This is a genomic window from Halobacillus sp. ACCC02827 (assembly GCF_030291935.1).
Classification (GTDB): Bacteria; Bacillota; Bacilli; order Bacillales; family Halobacillaceae; genus Halobacillus.
In genome coordinates this window covers 2,180,640-2,199,999 of record NZ_CP128168.1, presented here as the reverse complement: position 1 = coordinate 2,199,999, position 19,360 = coordinate 2,180,640, and the positions used below count along the sequence as shown (strand labels likewise).

Genomic DNA, 19,360 nt, shown 5'->3' with positions numbered 1-19,360 from the left:
GTTTTATTATTTTCAGAATGCGATGGACTTGGTATAATGGATAAAGGTGATGCTTCGTGAAAACGATTTATGATATTCAGCAATACTTAAAAAAGTTTGGAACATTTATTTATATCGGAGATCGTATTGCCGATCTCGAGTTGATGGAAGAGGAAATCAGGGAGTTGTATAAGGCCCAATGCATGTCCTCCCATGATTACCAAATGGCCATTTTACTGCTGCGTAGTGAAATGGCAGAAGAGAGAGAACGATTGAGGGGAGAGGGAACATCATGACACAAACCTATTACATAGGTGCGGATATCGGAGGCACGACCGTAAAACTGGCTGTTATTAAAGAGGACGGCGACATTCTTACGAAATGGGAGATACCTACGAACACCACAGACATGGGGGCATCTATACCTGCTGATATTGCAGAAGCAATCGCTTCCAAATTGCAGGAAAGCGGAATTGACAGGGAACAGGTAGCCGGTATAGGTGCAGGAGCTCCCGGTTTTGTTGATACAGAAACCGGCTTCATACATGAAGCGGTCAATATCGGCTGGAAAGATTTCGATTTCGGTATGCACTTGAAGGAATTGACTGGTTTACCTGTCTGGGTCGATAATGATGCCAACCTGGCCGCTCTCGGGGAAAATTGGCTCGGAGCCGGGCAGGGATGCAAAGAATTGATTGCAGTAACGATCGGAACCGGCGTCGGTGGCGGCATTATTGCGAACGGCAATATCTTAAACGGCGCAAATGGAACAGCGGCTGAACTCGGCCATGTGACCGTCCTGCCTTCAGGCGGGGCGCCATGTAACTGTGGAAAGACCGGCTGTTTGGAAACGGAAACATCTGCTACTGGAATTGTTCGTAAAGCAACGATTGCTGCCAATAAGGACAAGACTTCTATATTGAACGATCTTATCAATAAAGGGGAACTATCTGCGAAAGCAGTCTTTGAAGCAGCAGCAAATAAAGATGCTTCAGCTGCCCAAGTCGTGCATGAAGTGACAGAGACCCTGGGGATGGCCATCGCCAACCTGGCCATTGCCATTAATCCGGAGAAAATCGTCATTGGCGGGGGCGTTTCCAAAGCCGGCGACATTCTGCTCAAGCCGCTGGAGGAAGCGTATAGAAAATATGCACTGAAGCGGACGGCGCAAGCTTCGTCCTTCGGTATCGCCCAATTAGGGAATGATGCAGGAGTAATCGGTGGTGCCTATTTAGTCAAAAAAAATCGATAAAGAAAAAGGAGCTGAGTGATCAGCTCCTTTTTCTTTTTATAAAACAAATTTTTCCTTTCAAAATTATAGGGATAAGGCTTCCCTTTTTAGTTTTCCTTTATTATGATAGGAGATGGATTATGTTCGGTTACAAATGATGGAAAAATATTTTTTTGAAACTTTTAGCGTATGATACTCGTCATATAAGACGAAGCTGTTTAATAATCTTATGGAGTGGAATAAGCTAAAGGATCATGCGGGGCACGATAACAACGTGCAGAACCGCTATTGCTATAGAGGAGGAGCCATCATGCAGGTAAGAAATAATCGCATTCCGCTTTTTGTGATTGCGACATTACTGTTCGGGCTGAAAACCTACCTGGTTTATCGGTTCTTTTTTGATTTATCAATAGAAAATCCGATGCAGGAATTCATCTTGTTCTTTAACCCGATTGCAAGCGCCTATCTCGTTTTCGCTGTCAGTGTTTGGTTTAAGCCTAATAGCCAGCGGAAATATTTGAGATGGACCACGTTACTCGGTACTTTAGTATTGTTTTTTAATCTGATTTTTTATAGAAATTTCACGGACTTCATTACCCTCCCGGTATTATTCCAAGGAAATAACGCAGCCGATTTGTCAGGAAGCATCCTGACACTGATCCACTGGGAAGATATCTTTCTGTTCCTTGATGTGGCGGTTGTCTGGTATTTGAGTACGAAAAAGTTCGATTTGACCGTCAGACTTCCAAAGAACGGCAAGATTGCAGCAACAGCGATTACGTTCCTGCTGCTCGCCGGCAACGTGGTTCTTGCTGAAATTGAAAGGCCCATGCTGTTCGTGAGGACGTTTGACAGAGAATACCTGGTGAAGAACATCGGGATTTATAACTATCATCTTTATGACGCGACGATGCAGACGAAGACCAAGGCACAGCGCGTATTCGCCGATGGAAGTGAAATCAGTGAGATTGAATCCTACATTGAGGAGACTTCGCCGGATACGGTGGATAAGAAAGATGACCTTTTTGGTATCGCTGAAAATAAAAATGTCATTTTCGTCAGTGTGGAATCTTTCCAGAATTTCCTGCTTGATTCGGAAGTGAACGGGAAAGAGATTACGCCTTTCCTTGATGAATTGAAAGAACAAGATGATACCATATTCTTTAATAATTTCTATCATCAAACCGCACAGGGAAAAACGTCGGATTCTGAATTCATCGTTGAAAACTCCCTTTATCCTTTGGGAAGAGGAGCGGTCTACTTCACCAATGCCGATAATGAATACCACGCTTTACCGGAAATACTGAACAATAACGGATATGAAACGTCTGTTTTTCATGCAAACAACGCCAGCTTCTGGAACAGGGATGTCATGTACGACAACATCGGATATGACGAATTTTACGATGAGAACTCCTACCAGATCACACCGGACAATTCGTTCGGATGGGGGCTGGAAGACAAAGCCTTCTTTGAGCAGTCGATCAAGTATTTACAAGCGCAGGAGAAGCCGTTTTACAGTAAGTTCATTACACTTACGCACCATTTTCCTTTCGAACTGCCGGAAGAAAAAGCACATATCGACCCATACGATTCCAATTCAAACACCCTTAATGCCTATGTGCAGACGGCTCGTTATACGGATGAGGCCCTGGAGCAGTTCTTTCAACAGCTAAAGGATTCAGGGATATATGAAGACTCCATTATTGTTCTTATGGGGGATCATTATGGTATCAGTGATTTCCATAACAAAGCCATGGGACAGTTCCTGGGAGAGGAAGTGACTCCTTATGTCCAGACTCAACTCCAGCGTGTCCCTTTCATGGTCCATATTCCCGGGTATGAACAAGGTGGGATCAATGAGAAAGTGGTCGGCCAAATCGATGTCAAGCCGACATTGCTTCACCTTCTCGGTATCGATGCTTCGGAGGATATGACCTTTGGAGACAACATGTTCGGGGAAAGGAAAAAAGATTTTGTCGCAATGAGAGATGGAAGCTTCGTGACGAATGATTACGTCTATGCAAGTGAAACATGCTATGACAGGGAAACGGGAGAACCTCTTCCGGAAAATCAGAAGGACGCATGTGATCAAACAAAAGAGGCAGTGAATAAAGAATTAAGTTATTCTGATAATATTATCTATGGAGATTTGTTCCGTTTTTACGATTTTCAGAAGACCGGAAAATGATATGACAAACCCTTATTCCCTATGGGAGTAGGGGTTTTTTATGTGAAATTCTGCGCGGGGTGGTTTGTCTACATATTTTTGTGCATATGGGGGTATGGTTACATATATACATAGTGATTTAAGAAATGGGGGAAGCCTTATGTTCCAATTGAAGCATGTGTATCAAGATCCTTTGGAAGACATCAACTTCACGATGGAGAAGAATGAAAAAGTCATTCTCTTCGGACCTTCAGGTGCAGGGAAAAGCACTCTGTTGTTCCTGCTGAACCGCTTGAGCGATCCGCAAAAAGGAGAAATTTATTTCAAAGGAGAACCGATTGAGAATTATTCGATAACTAAACTTCGTAAAGAAGTAGGACTTGTTCTTCAATCTCCGAACCTTTTTCCAGGAACGGTTCTTGACAATATTAAATATGGACCAAGTCTGTCTGGAGAATGGAATGATAAAGAGGGGAAAAAGCTGATGGAGTATGTTCAGCTGCCATCCAGCTATCTCAATCGGGACGTGGAACAGCTGTCCGGCGGTGAAATGCAGCGCGTGTCTCTTGCTAGAACCCTCGCGAATTCTCCGGACGTTCTGCTTCTGGATGAGCCGACCAGTGCTCTGGATTACCGGACGGCGGAAGAGATCGAAGAGGTGCTGGAGGAATTGATTCATGAACATTCTTTAACGATGCTGATGGTTACACACAATCTCTCTCAGGCACGCCGCCTGGGAGACCGTGGTCTTTTTATTGCAGATGGACATCTGCAGGAAGACGGCCCCTTCCCGGATATGCTGGACCATCCGAAAACAGAAAAACTTTCTCAATTTCTTGAAGATTAAGGATGTGAGTACTTTTGACGCCTGAGATATCTAACCAATCTTTGCTATTCCTGATTATTTTTGTGATCGTTCCACTTGCCTTATCTTATTATTATCAACTGGGTGTCAGTAAAAGTGTCATTTGGTCGACGCTTCGCGGGACGGTTCAACTGTTTGCCATCGGCTATATCCTGACTTATTTATTCGATCTCCCTGCCGCATACGGCATTCCCTTCATGTTGACCGTTATGATTATCATCGCTACATTTCATGCCAGACAGAGGGGAAAGGAGCTCCCTTATGTAGGTTTCATCCTATTTTTCGGGCTTTTGGTTATTGAGGTCGGAGTATTAACACTTTGGCTGGTGTTTGATATGATCAATTTTGAACCCTCGGAGGTCGTACCAATGAGCGGGATGGTTATTGGAAACAGCATGACAGCAATGGGACTCGCGCTCGAACGAATGAAGGAGGAATACAAAGAAAACAACGGACGGATCCTTGCAGCGTTGTCCCTCGGGGCTGAACCAAAGCAGGCTTCCCATATGATCGTCCAAAAAACGCTGCACGCCTCTCTCATTCCAAACGTGGATCGTTTAAAAACGATAGGTCTTGTTCAACTGCCGGGGATGATGACCGGACTAATCCTTGGGGGAGTCTCACCGGTAATGGCTATAAAGTATCAGCTCGTCATATCGCTAAGTATCTTTTCATCTGTCTCCCTTAGTGCGATGTTCATTACACTTGCCATGTACCGTTACTTCTTCAATCAGAATAAACAGCTGCTTGAAACAGAAGAGGAGATACGTAACAACCGATCCTGATTAAGCACAAATAAGCGGCCTTCCATTGGGAAGGCCGCCTATTTGTCGTTCATGCCACAAAAAGGTTGTGCCAAATCGTCATGACGGAGAACCATCCAAAAACCAACGCGGATGCACCTGCAAAGACGACAGCGAAAAAGTTCTTTGTTTTCAGCTCTCTTAAGACTGCGAAGATACATAAGATAGTTGCGAGTAAAAGAAGTATAGCTGTTACCATGATCAGCACCTCCAAAGCTCTTTTCTTTATTATCATCCACTAGGCATGGATGTTATACTATATGTATCGAGTATATTCTATCTTTCATTTTATAGGAAAATTTTGAAAAAGTCGAGTTGCATTCTGTGTATTTTGAAAATTATCAGTGAGGTGTATGTTTTGATTAAAATTTCCAGATTACCACTGGGTCCGGTGGCTACCAACGCTTATATCATTCATGAAAACAAAAAAGCAGTTGTTTTTGATCCTGGTGGAGATTTCAATAAGTTGGATGATTACTTGAAAGAGCGGGAACTCGAGGTAGAGGCTATCCTTCTCACTCACGCTCATTTCGACCATATAGGTGCCGTTGATCAACTGAGAGAAGCCTATCATGCCCCTGTTTATGTACATAAGGAAGAGGCGGACTGGCTGCAGAATCCTGATAAGAACGGATCGAAGCTGTTCGGATTGGGAGAGATAACAGCAGCACCTGCCGATCAGTTTATCGAAGTGGGTCCAATGGAGATTGCGGGCATGCCTTTTGAGGTCCGACATACTCCCGGTCATTCTCCGGGGAGCGTCTCCTATGTTTTTCGGAACCAGCGACTGACAATTGCCGGGGACACCTTATTCCAGGGCGGAATCGGCAGGACAGATCTTCCGGGAGGCGATCGTTCCTTGTTGAATCGCAGTATACAAGATCAATTGCTCACTCTTCGAAATGATATGAGAATCTTCCCGGGACACGGGATGCCGACGACCGTTGGAGAAGAATTAGGCACCAATCCGTTCCTTAAATGAATCGCACTATGAAAAAAACCTGTTATCCTCAACTGGATAACAGGTTTTTTTCAGTGCCCTCCGAATGTTGGTACGAGAATGAATGAAGTATAATACGTGAAACCGATCATAAAGACTGTCAAGTATGAGAAGAATATGTAGACATACATACGTTCAGACAGCTTCAGATAACCAATAGTAAGGAAAAATGCCGTTTGAGCAAGTGACAATAGTGCTGCTTCCATCATATCGCCGGCAAAGAACATGACAGTGAAGATCCCTGTCCAGAAAGCCAGCACCCGGAACATACGGTCCATGCTTTTCCCCCTCCTTCTCGCGCGTTAGAGTATCAACTGTAATTATATCCGAACCAGTAAAAATTGTAAATAAAACGCATACATAAATACCTTCTTTCAGTTTGTGCATTTTTCGTCGGCATATTCACTCAAAATTAAAATTATTTTCGAATTTTATGTCGAAATAGGTTTCAAATATTGTACAAAGGTTATACAGGTACTATACAATAGAGGCGTACCAAAAAAAGCGAGGAGCGAAAAAAATGGAAGAGTTAAAATTCTACACATACCCAAGTTGTACATCTTGTAGACGGACTAAGTCATGGTTGAAGAGCCAAGGGGTGGATTTTAACGAACAGCACCTATTTCGTGAGACTCCTACAAAGGATGAATTGAAGAGAATACTAGCACTGACGACCCATGGAATTGATGAAATACTGGCTAAACGCAGCAAGGAATATAAAATGTTGAACATGGATGTAGAGGATATGACATTAAACGAATTTCTCGAACTTGTTACAGAAAAGCCTAAACTGCTTAGAAGACCGATCCTAACCAACGGAGAAAAATTGGTTATCGGCTATGACCTCGATGGTTTGAGAGGAATTACCAATAATCGTTTGGAATATACGGCTATCATTTCATAAACCATATACAAAAAGAGCGCCTTTCTAAATAGAAAAGCGCTCTTTTTGTTTGTAAAAGTATCCCTAATCCATAAGGAGGGACCATCATTCAAATGTGCATGTACATGTTCTGCAGCAAAGAAATAAAGAGGGAACACCGGCCCCGTTCCTCATTTGGAGGGGTCTTGATAGGTGACTACTGATTTTACAGATTCGTCTGATAGGGAAATGGTCCAGTTGCAAATCCACCCGCCTATCTGATCTTTTGTGCAGACCGATTTGATTTCCCCCTCGGGAAGCTGTCGAACGAATGTATAGGTTGATTCACGGTCTGGAGTAGAAACAAGTGCATCGTTTAAAATGCTCTGTGTCGACTGCACAAGGTATTGGGAGGTGAGGGCGCGTTTGGTCATCTCTGTATTGCTAAGCTGGTTCTTATACATGGCTGTTGTCGTCAGTAAGGCGGAGCAAAGCACCAGGCATATTAACAATGCCCATGGAAAGATGACTCCTTCCTCTCGTTTTTCTTTAAGGCAGATGTATGAGTCGTTGAAACCTACTGTCCTCATGGATCTGTACCTCCAAAGTAAGGGTGGATGGACCATTATCGTGTATAGTGAAAGATTCAACTGGAGTGAGTAATGTTTCGTGACCTGTTCCATTTACGGTTCTACGTACGATGGTGCCGTATTGCTCAATTTGAATGATCCGGTCATCCCAAGAAACAATTTGAAGGGTGTTGCCGTTTAAAGAGAAGCTTTTAGAGGCATTGATCTCTTCCTGTATGAAGTGAAACAGGTGGAGCGAAGCCTGTTCTTCATAGTAAGAAGGGTTGCGGATAGAAGTGAGTATAGGAGTCGATAAGAAAAGGATGATGGTAATGATAGTGAGGCTGAACAGTGCCTCCATAAAAGTAAACCCATTAGACTCATGAAGACGGGGCATGTAAGCAAAACTCCTTAGTCTCTTTATCTTTCCTTTGCCAGGTAATACAGCCGGTCAGGGTGGAATCGCTTTTCCATAATTGGATTTCATAAGCGGTCGGCTGTGTTCCGGTATAATGAAAGGAAAGAGGTTTTTCATCTGTATGCAGCTGAAGTTCATCATATAGTCGGACTGCCATTTCTCTTTCCATGGCAAGCTCTTTTTGATCAGAGCGGAGTTGAGTCAGAGCAGGCAGGACGGTAAGACAGATGACCATGACCGTGCTGAAAGCGGCGATTGTTTCAAGGAGCGTAAAACCTTCATTCTTCATCTATTCTCACCCTGCTCGTTCCGAATGGAAAGGTGACTTTGTATGACGTGTCTCGAGAGGTGAACTTCATGGTTCCCGGGGATTGAATGATTCCTCTTTGATTAAACTTTACTTGGGGCTTGAGTGTCAGCATATTGATTCTCCAATCAGCTGGTAATGTGCGCTGAAATACCATTCGTTTTTCCTTGCTGTCATATAAAGCGTACTGATTGTTCGTTTCATAGAAGTAAAGGGTGAAGTAGGGGTGTTTATATTGAGTCAGCTGCTGGGATAACAGGACGTCTTCCTGGAATTGCTGCAGAAAGAGCTTTTCTTGAACGTGGTGGAGGGTGTGATGGTGCAGAGGTGCGATACAGAGGAGGAGGATGGACCATGATAACAGGACGAGGACTGTTTCTGTAAACGTGTAACCGCTCTGTGAATTAGGAAGGGGCATGATCAACTTTGCCGTCTGTAATCGTTAAGGTATCTCCATTCGGACACTTTGTTTCTTTCAAATATCCCTCGGTTTTTAATACGTCTATCGTCGTTGGATAGGCATCATTATCAAGAAAATAGGCTTCTGCCTGGGCTTCCGCCGTCGCTGTGAGTGCCTCGCATCCTTTGTCGCGGATATTCTGACTATTCTTGGTCATGTTTGGAATCGTGATGATAAGCAGTACGGAAATGACCAGCAGCACGATAAGCATCTCGATTAGTGTGAATCCTTTTTCATTTTTCATGTTTGAACGACTCCTTTTCGTTATAGTTGATTCATCCATCCATATAGAGGAAGCATGATGGATGCATAAATACTTATGATCACCACAGCTACCAGAACGAAAAATATCGGCTGTATTCTCTGGATCCAAGTCGTAATCTTACTCTGAATATGTTCAATGAAAAATTCAGCCAGTATTTCCAGTTCGCTTTGCAGTGCTTCCACATCGTTGGTGTGGTGGAAGATATCAGTCAGCTCTGTTCGGAATAACGGGCAGCTGTGTAATGCCTGTCCAAAAGACTTTCCCTCGCCCAGCTGAAGGAGGATCTCTTTACTGTAAGTGCACAAAACCTCATCCCCGTGATGGTCCCGCATCGTTTCCATCGATTGCTTTAAGGTCAATCCCGCACGCAGTAAGGAGTGAAGGTGGGTAGTGAAGGAATAGGAGGCAGAATAGGAGTAATAAACGCGCAGTACTGGAAAACGCTGATAGAAATCCAACTTGTTTTGTACGGACATCCTCGGTAATATAAACAGGAGAGATACAAGAGAACCGCCCAGGAGCAGGAAAATGATTACCATTCCGGTCATGAAATAATCGACCCCCATCAGCAGCCACAAAGTGCTGGTGGATTCTCCTTCAAAGAGTTGGATGAAATTAGGCAAGACGGTCCTTTTCATGATTGTAAAAGCACCAATGAGGAAAACTAAGAGCAGAAGAGGGTATCGGAGGACGCGGGTGATTCTTTCTTTGTATTCTTTCTTCATTTCCATAAGCTGTTTGGTCTGACGGAAGATGTGAGGCAGGTCGAAGTGGATGTTGCTGAAATATAGAAAGTTGGTTACGGTTTTTGAGAAGCAGGCGTGTTTATAGGCCTGATAAATCGTATCTCCTCTTCCAAGTGCTGTAATCAGTGACTCTGCGACAGGCTTTAACCGTGCGTCCCAACCGGTCATTCTTAAAGCCTCAAGCAGAGGATATCCCTTACTGAGGATATGACTGAGTCTATGAAGGAACAGGATTTGCAAATGATCCGGCAGCCTTCGATCAGAGGAGCGGACCTGCTTCCTTTTTCTCAATAAAGCCGAGAGCATAGGCTTTCCTCCTCAGTTTCTGGAATGAATGAAAAAGATGTGGGGAAGGTGCGGTCCCGAGCATCGCCCGGCGTAGGAGCTCTCCTTCAAGCATTTCGAGAATAGCCGCTCGTTTCGGCAGCTGTTTGTTTGCCGTAATTGGAACGAGCTGCTGAGCGGCGATAGCAATGAGGGACTGCTCCAATTCCGCCTGCTGGATGTCCATCTCCTTCAAACGGTGAATGGTTCCATAGGCATTCATTGCGTGAATCGTACTGATGACGAGGTGCCCGCTGAGCGCTGCTCGAAAAGCGAATTTTGCTGTTGCCTGGTCCCTGATTTCTCCGACCATCAATAGATCAGGATCATGACGAAGTGCCGCTTTGAGACCGGTGTCATAGGTAACACCGGCCCGTTCATTTACCTGGACCTGAATGATGTTGTTCAGATTCTTCTCGATGGGATCTTCAAGCGTGATGGCCTGGAAGGAGCTCTGTGTCATGAGGGATTGAATCAAGGCGTACAGGGTGGTTGTTTTTCCACTCCCTGTCGGTCCGGTAAACAGGATCATTCCGCTTCGGTGACGAAGCCAGGATTCCAGACGGTTCCGCTGATGAGGGAAGAGGAAGAGTTGTTCGAGTGGCATATGGTTCATCGGATTCAGTATGCGAATGGCGAGACTCTCCGTTCCGGTAATGGGAAGAGTGGAGAGACGGAGATCGAAAATCGAGTGGTTGTTTCTGTAAGGGATGGTGCCGTTCTGGGGGCGCTTCTGTTCACCAATGTCCATACCGGAAGTGAACTTGTAATAGGAAAGGATTTTCTGATACATAGGCAGTGGAAGTTTCGAGTGGAAAATTCGTTCCCCATGGATGCGGAAATGGACGTTCGCGTTCTCGGAGTAAGGTGTGAAATGGATATCGGAGGCAGACTGCTGAATCGCGGAGAGGACGAGGTCGTTTGCGCGGGTGGCGACGGAGTTCAAATGAATAATCACCTCATTTCTAAATTTATACATAGAATTATATTCGACAATGATCGAGTAAATCCTGCTTCAGGAAAAAATAAAAAGGGGGCCCGTCAATGATTTTTATCGTAGGTTTCATGGGAAGCGGAAAAACGACCGTAGCAGAACAGCTTGGAGAAGCAACCGGGTACAAAGCGGTGGAGATGGACAGAGAAATCGAACGTCTGGAAGGGATGACGATTCCTGAGATGTTCGAGCGATACGGAGAAGCGTATTTCCGTTCTGCGGAAACGCGTTTTCTAAAAGGGCTTCACGGGGACGGCATTGTTTCCACCGGGGGAGGCGTCATTCTCCAGGAGGAAAATCGAAGAATTCTTGCAGAAGGAACCGTCGTTTATTTAAGGGCGGAGTGGGAGACGATCACAGCACGTCTCGCCGGCGATAAAAATCGTCCTTTGTGGTCCGGTGCATCTTCTGACAAGCAGAAGCGGTTTCAAGAACGCCTTCCTTATTATAAGGAAGTGGCGGATATCACCATTGATGTAGATAAGAAATCACCACAGGTAATAGCGGAGGAAATACAATTGCGTCTAAAATAATGGTGATAGGTACATACTAGAACCAAACGGTTAAAAAAGAGGGATTCAAATGGACAAGAATGATTATGTGAAATTTTTGACAGAAGAAATGGTCAAGTACATGCATTTGTCTAAAGAAGAAAAAAGGTTGAGGAAGGAAGAGAAACCTTCCAAGAAATCATCCTCGTATTGGTTCGGCATTCTTCCCTTTGCTTGGAAGTTGTTTAAAAGAAAAAGAAGGATTACAAATCCTTGAAACCGAAAAAGCCGCTGAGAAATCAGCGGCTTTTTTCAGCTTGTTGAAGAAGTGATATGCAGGAAGGGAAGGCGAATCAAGTAAAATGAGCGCTTCCACTGGCCCGTATGCCTTTTCTCTATGTCTTATCCGTTTGTGGATTCCCGCTCGCCAAACGCAGACGCGGCAGATGAGAGGTTCTTCTCTTCCGCCGACTGTTTTGTTATCGTTTGGTCAGCCACTCGGCACTCGTATTCTGCGATAGGTAAAAAAGACCGCCGTTTATAACGTCCCACTCAATTCTCGGTTTGTAGCGGATGTCGAGCTGTTCTCTTTCCCTTGTGAAAGAATCGAGGTCAATGTCTTCCGACTGATAAAATGTTTCTAACAACTCTCTCTCTTTATTCCATTCTAAAATGGATTCTTCCGCCCATTTATTCGTTCTCGTTTGAATATGCTGTTCCAGATGCTTTTGTATGCGTACATAGGCGTTCTTCAAGGAAATCACAGGTGTCATCGGGAACGTATAGTCGGATACGGTTGATTCAAACCGCAGCGGCATGATCCGCTCCATCATTCCGACCATAAGCGTCCCGTGAATGAGGTTTATACCAATGGATAAAGGTTCGTCCTTAGCTTGTTTTCCTCTGTATTGGAGCTGCAGGTTTAAGATGAGCCATGGACTCATCGCCCTGTTTGTGCCAGGGGTATCGATGACTTCGTACAAACGAGCCGTCTTCCCTTTCTTAATGGCTGTATGATAGAGCGAGTGCAGCTTCGGAGTGCCGGCATGAAGATAAATTCCTTCTTTTTCTGTATGGTTGGTATCGGTGAAGGTCAACTGCATCGGGTTTCCATCCCGGTTCATTTTCTTCATATAATGCCAATAGAACGGGCGGTTCATAATCTCTTCATCCATTTCACTGGTCAGCTGGACCGTAAAATGTCCTTTAGCTTTGTCTATAATGGAACAACCGTATGTTTCAAAGAAAGATTGGACGAAACTTTCGTGCGGGTTTGTTTCATTCAACTGGATTCTCTCCTCTCATTTACGCTGTATTCTACGTAGCTGACCAGATTGTTCAGTTTTATATTCACTTCGCCCTGACTCTCCGACTGCTTAAGGATCGACTGTATCTGCTGATCGAATGACCCTCCAGGTATTTGCTCCAGAATGTGATCCAGGTCTCCGACCGCATTCTTAAAGACTTCAATTTTCTCATAAAGCATATTCATGATATGGTCTTCAATCGTATTTTTGATGGCAAAGTTATAAATCTTGACGTCGTTTTCTTGACCGAACCGGTGAATCCTGCCGATTCTTTGTTCGAGGCGCATCGGGTTCCAAGGCAGGTCGTAGTTGATCATGTGGTGACAGAACTGCAGATTAATACCTTCTCCGCCCGCTTCGGTTGCTACCATGACTTGAGCCTTATCTCTGAACAGCTGCTTCATCCAGTCCCGCTTCCCTTTATTGAACTTTCCGCTGAATGGGACCGAGGTAATTCCGTGCTGCTGCAGGTACCACTGGAGATAGAACTGGGTTGCCCGATACTCTGTGAAAATAATGAACTTTTCTTTTGTCTGTTCAATTTTTTCGATCATTCGCTTCGCTTTCACATGGTGGGGAAGACTACCGACCGCCTCCATGATGTCATCATACAAGGCGCTTTTCTCTTCCGGTGCTTTCTTCTTTAATTCTTGAAGCGACAGGAAACAGGCTTCTCTGGAAGAACATAATTCTTTCGCAAGGGTCAGCCACGTAAACGAAGGGTGTGAAGCTTTCAATGTCTCGAGGCTTTGGTAGACTTTTGCCTCTTCCTCGGAGAATTCCAGGCGTTCATTCGTCACTTTCCGCTTGGAAGCATCCAGTCCTGTATCCTTCCGCCGGTTCCGAATCATTAATTTTCCAACAAGAGAATGAATGTGTTCTGTACGTTCGTCTTGATCGGCATTCTTCTGGTATTTCTTTTTGAAATCTGTCAGGTTTCCCAAATATCCTGGTTTCAATATGGAGACGAGATTGAACAGGTCGCTCAGTTTGTTCTGTATCGGTGTTGCCGTGAGTAACAGGCAGTAAGTCTTTTTCAACGACTGGACAAATTGATAGTTCTTCGTCTGGTGATTCTTCAGTTTATGTGCCTCATCAATGATCACCAGGTCGTAATCAATATTAAGTATTTCCTCTTTATGCTGTTCTCTTTTCGCCATATCAATCGATGTGACCGTTATTTCCCATTCTTTCCACGATGCATGTTTTTTTCTGGGAGAAGCGGCCTGAATATAGAATTTCTCGTTCAATTCCTGTATCCATTGGTTTACGAGAGATGCAGGCGTGAGAATCAATACTTTCTTCGCCCGCCCTCTGATCATAAGCTCTTTCAAAATCAGCCCTGCTTCCAGTGTCTTACCTAGCCCCACTTCATCAGCCAGGATCGCCCTTCCATGCATATGGTGGATGACCTTGGAGGCAGCTTCTATCTGATGTTCCATGAAGTCGATATGGGGAAGGTGTTCAAGGGAAAGCAGACCATCAAAGTGTGGGACCGTTTGGAACTGTGCCGCTTTATAGGCAAGTTTGAATCCCTCCCAGGAACTCAGTCTTTCCGAAGAGTCCAAATGACCGGATAATGTGTGTAAAAACGCTTCATCTGGATGAATTTGAATCATATGGAATCGCTCCTTTTTCTAATAGTTTGCCTTTCGTAAAGATTGTGAATAATTTGTTGAATTCCCATGTCTTTTGTAAAGAATGCGTGATATAATGTAGCTGAATTTGAAGTGAAAACCGCATCCATAAGCTATAAAATAGTATGCCCGCTGCAATCTAATAAAATACGAAAGCGGATGACTGTAATGGGAGAGACTACTACCGTGGCGCCGAAGGAGCAAACAATCTTTGTGAATCTCTCAGGCAAAAAGACCTTTACAGGACGCAACTCTGGAGAGCGTCTGCGAAGAAGCAGACCGCCCAAGAAGCAAGCGGACGGATATAGGAATCCGTACGTGAAACTTTCTGGCTTACATGGACAGAGACTCCCTTGATTACAGGAGGAGTCTCTTTTTTTATGGATGATCACATTGCATAAGGAGTGGTTTGGATGACAGAGTTGAAGCGTACCCCTTTGTTCCCTGAATACAAAGAACTCGGAGCAAAAACGATTGATTTCGGAGGTTGGGATTTACCTGTCCAATTTACGAGTATCAAGGAGGAGCATGAGGCTACACGAACGGCTGCCGGGTTGTTCGATGTATCCCATATGGGAGAAGTGATGGTGGAAGGACCGGGCAGTCTTCCTTTTCTACAGAAAATGTTGACGAATGATGTTTCTAAATTGGAACCGGGAAAGGCCCAGTATACGATCATGTGCTATGAGAACGGTGGAACGGTCGATGATTTGATCGTCTATCATCTGGACGAAGCGAAATACTTGCTCGTCGTCAATGCAGCGAACAGAGAAAAGGACTATCAGTGGTTGAAAGATCACCAGACAGGCGATGTGACAATCCAGGATGTATCGGATGAATACGTTCAACTTGCTGTCCAGGGTCCCAAAGCAGAAGAGATCATGCAGACATTGACGGACAGCGACGTTTCTTCCATTAAGTTCTTTCGTTTTCTATCCGATGTCCGCTTGAAAGGTGTATCAAAAGAAGCTATTGTCTCACGGACCGGATACACCGGCGAGGATGGGTTTGAAATATACCTTCCTGCAGAAGCTGGAAGGGAGCTATGGCAGGCGCTTCTTACTGCCGGTGAGCCGCACGGATTACAGCCGATCGGGCTGGGGGCGAGGGATACGCTTCGATTTGAAGCGAATCTGGCGTTATACGGCCAGGAGTTAAGTGCGGATATTACTCCGATGGAAGCAGGTCTTGGCTTTGCGGTAAAAGTGAACAAGGATGCGGACTTCATAGGAAAGAACGTGTTGAAAGAACAGAAGGAAAACGGCCCTCAAAGGAAGCTTGTAGGAATTGAAATGATCGATAAAGGCATACCGCGTACGCATTATGAAGTGTTCGTCGGAGAAGAGAATATCGGTTTTGTAACGACAGGTACCCAGTCTCCGACTTTAGGAAAAAACATTGGACTTGCCTTATTGAAGAAAGAGTTTACGGAACCTGGCACGGAAGTCATTGTCCAAGTGCGGAAACGCCGTTTAAAGGCGAAAGTCGTAACTACACCATTTTATAAACGATAATTAAATGAAGGGGGAACTACGTATGGAATTTCGTTACCTGCCCATGACGGAGAAGGATAAGAAAGAAATGCTTGCAGCAATCGGAGTGGAGCACTCCGATGAGCTGTTTTCCGATATACCGGAAAGTGTACGTTTCAAAGGAGACCTCGATATAAAGGATCCGAAGAATGAGTTCCAATTGACGAAAGAGCTGTCCAATCTCGCAGAACAAAACGTTCATTTGAAATCCCATGTTTCCTTCTTGGGTGCGGGAGTCTACGATCACTATATCCCGTCGATCGTCGATCATGTTATTTCCCGTTCTGAATTTTATACGGCCTATACACCGTACCAGCCGGAGATTTCTCAAGGTGAACTCCAGGCAATTTTTGAGTTTCAAACAATGATCAGTGAATTGACGGGGATGGATGTAGCGAACTCTTCTATGTATGACGGCGGAACGGCACTTGCAGAAGCCGTAAACTTATCAGCCGGCCAGACGAAGAAAAAGAAAGTGCTCGTATCGAAAGCGATCCATCCGGAATCCCTTGACGTTATTCGATCTTATGTGAAAGGTCCCGGCCTTGAAGTCATTGAAATCGATCACAAAGAAGGAAAGACAGATTTGGAACAGCTGGAGAGAGAATTAGATGAGAATGTAGCAAGTGTCGTCGTTCAATATCCGAACTTCTTCGGTCAAATCGAACCCTTAGCCGAGATCCGCTCTATTGTGGATCAGGAGAAAAAAGCGATGCTTATTGCTTCCAGCAATCCTCTTGCGCTGGGTTATCTGACACCTCCTGGTGAATTTGGAGCAGATATCGTTGTTGGTGATGCGCAGGTATTTGGTATCCCTGCTCAGTTTGGGGGCCCACACTGCGGATACTTCGCCACGACGAAGAAACTGATGCGCAAAGTACCTGGCAGACTGGTCGGCCAGACGGTAGATGAAGATGGCAGACGTGGCTTTGTGCTCACGCTTCAGGCTCGGGAGCAGCATATCCGGAGGGACAAAGCTACTTCCAACATCTGTTCGAATCAGGCACTAAACGCTCTGGCAGCATCTGTAGCGATGAGCTCCCTGGGCAAGCAGGGCTTGAAGAAGATGGCGCGGATGAATATACAGAAAGCTGCCTATATGAAAAACCAGTTGGAGGCAGCGGGTTTTGAACTTCCATACAAGGACGCTTTCTTTAATGAGGTCGTTGTAAACGTCGGCCGTAATATTGCGGAAGTAAACAAAAAACTCCTTGCGAAAGGTTTCATCGGAGGGTACGATCTCGGTCGGATGTCAGAAGGATTGTCTGAACACATGCTGCTTGCTGTTACAGAAATCAGGACAAAAGAAGAAATTGATCAATTTGTTAAGGAAATGGGGGATATTCGTGGCTAATCAGGACTTTCCGTTAATTTTTGAATTGAGTCAAGAAAGCCGTACCGGATTCAGTCTTCCGGAGTTGGATGTACCGGAAGTGGACGTGGAAGGTATGATCGGCGAGAAATATGTTCGGAAACAGGAACCGGATCTCCCGGAAGTAAGTGAACTTCAAATTATAAGGCATTATACGGGACTTTCTAAACGGAATCACGGGGTCGACTCCGGTTTTTATCCACTCGGCTCCTGTACGATGAAGTATAATCCTAAAATGAATGAAGATGTTGCCCGCTTTCCTGGCTTCAGCCACATCCACCCGTATCAGCCGGAGGAGACGGTACAAGGTGCCCTGCATTTAATGTACGACCTTCAAGAATCGCTTGCTGCTATAACCGGGATGGATACCGTCACTCTACAACCGGCAGCGGGTGCGCATGGAGAGTGGACGGGATTAATGATGATTCGTGCCTACCATGAAGCGAATGGGGATTACAACCGTACGAAAGTTATCGTTCCGGATTCTGCGCATGGAACGAACCCAGCCTCCGCAACAGTCGCAGGATTTGAAGCTGTAACCGTTAAATCCGATGATCGCGGGCTCGTCGATCTGGAAGATTTAAAACGTGTGGTCGATGAAGAGACGGCCGCCTTAATGCTGACAAACCCGAACACGCTTGGTCTGTTTGAAGAGGATATTGAAGAAATGGCAGCGATCGTTCATGAAGCAGGCGGAAAGCTTTATTATGACGGTGCCAATCTGAATGCTGTTTTAGGTTATGCCCGCCCCGGGGATATGGGATTTGACGTCGTCCACTTGAATCTGCATAAGACGTTTACAGGTCCACACGGCGGGGGAGGACCTGGTTCCGGGCCTGTAGGGGTAACTGCAGAACTGGCGGCGTACCTGCCTAAGCCGATTCTGGTGAAACAGGGCGGTCAGTACATCTTTGATTATGATCGACCGGATTCTATCGGCCGGGTGAAGCCGTATTACGGTAATTTCGGCATCAACGTTCGTGCCTACACGTATATACGTACAATGGGGGCGGAAGGCTTGAAGAAGGTAAGTGAGTATGCTGTCATCAATGCCAACTACATGATGCGCCGCCTTCAGGAGTATTATGACCTTCCATTTGACCGTCATTGTAAGCATGAATTTATTTTATCTGGCAGACGTCAGAAGAAGCTCGGAGTACGGACGTTGGACATAGCAAAACGCCTGCTTGATTTTGGGTACCATCCACCGACCATCTATTTCCCGATTAACGTCGAGGAAGCAATGATGATCGAACCGACGGAAACCGAATCCAAGGAAACGCTGGACGGCTTTATCGATGTGATGATTCAAATAGCCAAAGAAGCAGAAGAGAATCCTGAAATTGTTCAGGAAGCTCCTCATACGACAATCGTGAGCCGCATGGATGAAACACAGGCGGCAAGGAAACCGGTGTTGAGATACCGGAAAGGCGAATGAAAATAACCGGAGTCCCTTCAAGGACTCCGGTTTGCTTTTTTCTATCATGATTGGGATAATGAGTAATCTCCCGGCAGGATATTACTTCTTCGTTTTGATCTTTCCGGACCATTTTTTGAATCCGCTCTGCAGCATGTTCAAATCTTTGTAGCCGTTTTTATGCAGCAGCATAGCTGCACGTGCAGACCTGGCACCGCTTTGGCAGTACAGGTACACCGGCTTATCTTTGCGGATTTCAACAAGACGATTGCGCAGCTGCGATAGTGGAATATTTCTCGCGCCCAGTATATGTCCGCCTTCGTATTCTTTCGGTTCCCGGACGTCGATGAGCTGGGCTTTTCTGTATCCTTCGCGGAACTGTTCTTCCGTCAGTGTCGTCATGATTTTTCTAGCTTTGAAGTATCTATATAATCCAAAAGCAATGATCAAGACCAGTGCACCGATTAAAATCCATAAATCCATATGTGCCTCCCCCTTTTCTCTCTTTCTCTATCTATTATAGGAGGGAATCGTTTGCATTTCAAAAATATTTTTCCGTGTTTAAGCAAAAACATGCGCCATCATGGTTTTCCGATGGAAGTGGGAATGCA

The 19,360-nt window shown here is 45.1% G+C and carries 24 protein-coding genes and 2 riboswitches; of the genes, 12 read left to right on the top strand and 12 right to left on the bottom strand.

Features of this window, described 5'->3' with window-relative positions:
• Positions 1–56 precede the first annotated feature (56 nt).
• The 5 genes from QRD89_RS11705 (at position 57) to QRD89_RS11685 (ending at position 5,030) form a co-directional block, all read left to right on the top strand.
• Positions 57–275 carry a YqgQ family protein gene (locus QRD89_RS11705; protein ID WP_026577210.1) on the top strand — a complete coding sequence of 73 codons (219 nt, stop codon included), beginning with the start codon at positions 57–59 and terminating at the stop codon, positions 273–275.
• On the top strand, positions 272–1,231 hold the full coding sequence (locus QRD89_RS11700; protein WP_008637000.1) for an ROK family glucokinase: 960 nt from the start codon (positions 272–274) through the stop codon (positions 1,229–1,231). Before QRD89_RS11705 ends, QRD89_RS11700 begins: the two co-directional genes overlap by 4 nt.
• Before the next feature lie 289 nt (positions 1,232–1,520).
• A complete protein-coding gene (locus tag QRD89_RS11695; protein WP_286095303.1) occupies positions 1,521–3,401 on the top strand; it encodes an LTA synthase family protein in 1,881 nt (626 codons plus the stop codon).
• Positions 3,402–3,540: 139 nt separating this feature from the next.
• The gene (locus QRD89_RS11690; RefSeq protein ID WP_026577212.1) at positions 3,541–4,227 is read left to right on the top strand and encodes an ABC transporter ATP-binding protein; all 687 of its coding nucleotides are present in this window, start codon (positions 3,541–3,543) and stop codon (positions 4,225–4,227) included.
• Between the two features lie 14 nt (positions 4,228–4,241).
• Positions 4,242–5,030 (top strand): ABC transporter permease, encoded by a 789-nt coding sequence (locus QRD89_RS11685; protein WP_008637003.1) that lies wholly within the window; start codon positions 4,242–4,244, stop codon positions 5,028–5,030.
• A 49-nt stretch (positions 5,031–5,079) separates the two neighbouring features.
• Here the strand turns inward: QRD89_RS11685 and QRD89_RS11680 are convergent, their stop codons facing one another.
• Positions 5,080–5,247 (bottom strand): DUF2759 family protein, encoded by a 168-nt coding sequence (locus QRD89_RS11680; RefSeq protein ID WP_008637004.1) that lies wholly within the window; start codon positions 5,245–5,247, stop codon positions 5,080–5,082.
• 159 nt (positions 5,248–5,406) lie between these two features.
• Here QRD89_RS11680 and QRD89_RS11675 point away from each other — a divergent pair, with 159 nt between their 5' ends.
• Positions 5,407–6,030, top strand: a complete 624-nt coding sequence (locus QRD89_RS11675) for an MBL fold metallo-hydrolase (protein ID WP_062513774.1) — start codon at positions 5,407–5,409, stop codon at positions 6,028–6,030.
• A gap of 50 nt (positions 6,031–6,080) precedes the next feature.
• On the opposite strand, the gene QRD89_RS11670 is transcribed toward QRD89_RS11675, so the two are convergent.
• Entirely contained in the window at positions 6,081–6,326 is a 246-nt protein-coding gene (locus QRD89_RS11670) for a DUF2626 domain-containing protein (RefSeq protein ID WP_008637009.1), read from the bottom strand.
• Between the two features lie 242 nt (positions 6,327–6,568).
• Between QRD89_RS11670 and QRD89_RS11665 the strand changes: the two genes are divergently transcribed.
• Positions 6,569–6,952, top strand: a complete 384-nt coding sequence (locus tag QRD89_RS11665) for a Spx/MgsR family RNA polymerase-binding regulatory protein (protein ID WP_008637011.1) — start codon at positions 6,569–6,571, stop codon at positions 6,950–6,952.
• Between the two features lie 149 nt (positions 6,953–7,101).
• Here QRD89_RS11665 and QRD89_RS11660 read toward each other — a convergent pair whose 3' ends face one another.
• The 7 genes from QRD89_RS11660 to comGA are packed head-to-tail and all read right to left on the bottom strand — an operon-like array spanning position 7,102 to position 10,945.
• Positions 7,102–7,500 carry a hypothetical protein gene (locus QRD89_RS11660; RefSeq protein WP_062513772.1) on the bottom strand — a complete coding sequence of 133 codons (399 nt, stop codon included), beginning with the start codon at positions 7,498–7,500 and terminating at the stop codon, positions 7,102–7,104.
• Positions 7,460–7,876: a ComGF family competence protein gene (locus tag QRD89_RS11655; RefSeq protein WP_062513770.1), complete on the bottom strand. Its 417-nt coding sequence runs from the start codon at positions 7,874–7,876 to the stop codon at positions 7,460–7,462. Before QRD89_RS11655 ends, QRD89_RS11660 begins: the two co-directional genes overlap by 41 nt.
• A complete protein-coding gene (locus tag QRD89_RS11650) occupies positions 7,860–8,186 on the bottom strand; it encodes a type II secretion system protein (protein WP_008637016.1) in 327 nt (108 codons plus the stop codon). The genes QRD89_RS11655 and QRD89_RS11650 overlap by 17 nt, the downstream gene beginning before the upstream one ends.
• Entirely contained in the window at positions 8,176–8,622 is a 447-nt protein-coding gene (gene comGD, locus QRD89_RS11645) for a competence type IV pilus minor pilin ComGD (RefSeq protein ID WP_008637017.1), read from the bottom strand. The genes QRD89_RS11650 and comGD overlap by 11 nt, the downstream gene beginning before the upstream one ends.
• Entirely contained in the window at positions 8,609–8,908 is a 300-nt protein-coding gene (gene comGC / locus QRD89_RS11640) for a competence type IV pilus major pilin ComGC (protein WP_026577216.1), read from the bottom strand. Before comGC ends, comGD begins: the two co-directional genes overlap by 14 nt.
• 20 nt (positions 8,909–8,928) lie before the next feature.
• Entirely contained in the window at positions 8,929–9,981 is a 1,053-nt protein-coding gene (locus tag QRD89_RS11635; protein ID WP_286095300.1) for a type II secretion system F family protein, read from the bottom strand.
• The gene (comGA, locus tag QRD89_RS11630; RefSeq protein ID WP_062513765.1) at positions 9,935–10,945 is read right to left on the bottom strand and encodes a competence type IV pilus ATPase ComGA; all 1,011 of its coding nucleotides are present in this window, start codon (positions 10,943–10,945) and stop codon (positions 9,935–9,937) included. The genes QRD89_RS11635 and comGA overlap by 47 nt, the downstream gene beginning before the upstream one ends.
• 98 nt (positions 10,946–11,043) lie before the next feature.
• Here comGA and QRD89_RS11625 point away from each other — a divergent pair, with 98 nt between their 5' ends.
• Both QRD89_RS11625 and QRD89_RS11620 read left to right on the top strand, forming a co-directional pair.
• Entirely contained in the window at positions 11,044–11,526 is a 483-nt protein-coding gene (locus QRD89_RS11625; protein WP_008637026.1) for a shikimate kinase, read from the top strand.
• A gap of 49 nt (positions 11,527–11,575) precedes the next feature.
• On the top strand, positions 11,576–11,761 hold the full coding sequence (locus QRD89_RS11620; RefSeq protein WP_008637028.1) for a YqzE family protein: 186 nt from the start codon (positions 11,576–11,578) through the stop codon (positions 11,759–11,761).
• Between the two features lie 202 nt (positions 11,762–11,963).
• Here QRD89_RS11620 and QRD89_RS11615 read toward each other — a convergent pair whose 3' ends face one another.
• Together QRD89_RS11615 and QRD89_RS11610 are read right to left on the bottom strand one after the other, a co-directional pair.
• Positions 11,964–12,770, bottom strand: coding sequence for a YqhG family protein (locus QRD89_RS11615; RefSeq protein ID WP_062513763.1), 807 nt, complete (start codon positions 12,768–12,770; stop codon positions 11,964–11,966).
• Positions 12,767–14,410 carry a DEAD/DEAH box helicase gene (locus QRD89_RS11610; protein WP_286095299.1) on the bottom strand — a complete coding sequence of 548 codons (1,644 nt, stop codon included), beginning with the start codon at positions 14,408–14,410 and terminating at the stop codon, positions 12,767–12,769. Before QRD89_RS11610 ends, QRD89_RS11615 begins: the two co-directional genes overlap by 4 nt.
• Before the next feature lie 177 nt (positions 14,411–14,587).
• Positions 14,588–14,676: riboswitch (glycine riboswitch) on the top strand.
• 3 nt (positions 14,677–14,679) lie between these two features.
• A riboswitch (glycine riboswitch) is annotated at positions 14,680–14,775 on the top strand.
• 66 nt (positions 14,776–14,841) lie between these two features.
• On the opposite strand from QRD89_RS11610, the gene gcvT reads away from it, so the two are divergent.
• From gcvT to gcvPB, 3 genes are read left to right on the top strand one after another with little or no spacing between them, the layout of a single operon-like run.
• A complete protein-coding gene (gene gcvT / locus QRD89_RS11605) occupies positions 14,842–15,942 on the top strand; it encodes a glycine cleavage system aminomethyltransferase GcvT (RefSeq protein WP_286095298.1) in 1,101 nt (366 codons plus the stop codon).
• Between the two features lie 22 nt (positions 15,943–15,964).
• Positions 15,965–17,314, top strand: a complete 1,350-nt coding sequence (gene gcvPA, locus QRD89_RS11600) for an aminomethyl-transferring glycine dehydrogenase subunit GcvPA (protein ID WP_026577217.1) — start codon at positions 15,965–15,967, stop codon at positions 17,312–17,314.
• A complete protein-coding gene (gene gcvPB / locus QRD89_RS11595) occupies positions 17,307–18,770 on the top strand; it encodes an aminomethyl-transferring glycine dehydrogenase subunit GcvPB (RefSeq protein WP_286095297.1) in 1,464 nt (487 codons plus the stop codon). Before gcvPA ends, gcvPB begins: the two co-directional genes overlap by 8 nt.
• Before the next feature lie 81 nt (positions 18,771–18,851).
• Here gcvPB and QRD89_RS11590 read toward each other — a convergent pair whose 3' ends face one another.
• On the bottom strand, positions 18,852–19,232 hold the full coding sequence (locus tag QRD89_RS11590; RefSeq protein ID WP_008637042.1) for a rhodanese-like domain-containing protein: 381 nt from the start codon (positions 19,230–19,232) through the stop codon (positions 18,852–18,854).
• Between the last annotated feature and the right edge of the window lie 128 nt (positions 19,233–19,360).

Coding starts and splice junctions, on each gene's coding strand:
- QRD89_RS11700 (WP_008637000.1), top strand. CDS start 272: ATGACACAAACCTATTACATAGGTGCGGATATCGGAGGCACGACCGTA.
- QRD89_RS11695 (WP_286095303.1), top strand. CDS start 1,521: ATGCAGGTAAGAAATAATCGCATTCCGCTTTTTGTGATTGCGACATTA.
- QRD89_RS11690 (WP_026577212.1), top strand. CDS start 3,541: ATGTTCCAATTGAAGCATGTGTATCAAGATCCTTTGGAAGACATCAAC.
- QRD89_RS11680 (WP_008637004.1), bottom strand. CDS start 5,247: ATGGTAACAGCTATACTTCTTTTACTCGCAACTATCTTATGTATCTTC.
- QRD89_RS11670 (WP_008637009.1), bottom strand. CDS start 6,326: ATGGACCGTATGTTCCGGGTGCTGGCTTTCTGGACAGGGATCTTCACT.
- QRD89_RS11665 (WP_008637011.1), top strand. CDS start 6,569: ATGGAAGAGTTAAAATTCTACACATACCCAAGTTGTACATCTTGTAGA.
- QRD89_RS11660 (WP_062513772.1), bottom strand. CDS start 7,500: ATGAGGACAGTAGGTTTCAACGACTCATACATCTGCCTTAAAGAAAAA.
- QRD89_RS11655 (WP_062513770.1), bottom strand. CDS start 7,876: ATGCCCCGTCTTCATGAGTCTAATGGGTTTACTTTTATGGAGGCACTG.
- QRD89_RS11650 (WP_008637016.1), bottom strand. CDS start 8,186: ATGAAGAATGAAGGTTTTACGCTCCTTGAAACAATCGCCGCTTTCAGC.
- comGD (WP_008637017.1), bottom strand. CDS start 8,622: ATGCCCCTTCCTAATTCACAGAGCGGTTACACGTTTACAGAAACAGTC.
- comGC (WP_026577216.1), bottom strand. CDS start 8,908: ATGAAAAATGAAAAAGGATTCACACTAATCGAGATGCTTATCGTGCTG.
- QRD89_RS11635 (WP_286095300.1), bottom strand. CDS start 9,981: ATGCTCTCGGCTTTATTGAGAAAAAGGAAGCAGGTCCGCTCCTCTGAT.
- QRD89_RS11625 (WP_008637026.1), top strand. CDS start 11,044: ATGATTTTTATCGTAGGTTTCATGGGAAGCGGAAAAACGACCGTAGCA.
- QRD89_RS11620 (WP_008637028.1), top strand. CDS start 11,576: ATGGACAAGAATGATTATGTGAAATTTTTGACAGAAGAAATGGTCAAG.
- QRD89_RS11610 (WP_286095299.1), bottom strand. CDS start 14,410: ATGATTCAAATTCATCCAGATGAAGCGTTTTTACACACATTATCCGGT.
- gcvT (WP_286095298.1), top strand. CDS start 14,842: ATGACAGAGTTGAAGCGTACCCCTTTGTTCCCTGAATACAAAGAACTC.
- gcvPA (WP_026577217.1), top strand. CDS start 15,965: ATGGAATTTCGTTACCTGCCCATGACGGAGAAGGATAAGAAAGAAATG.
- QRD89_RS11590 (WP_008637042.1), bottom strand. CDS start 19,232: ATGGATTTATGGATTTTAATCGGTGCACTGGTCTTGATCATTGCTTTT.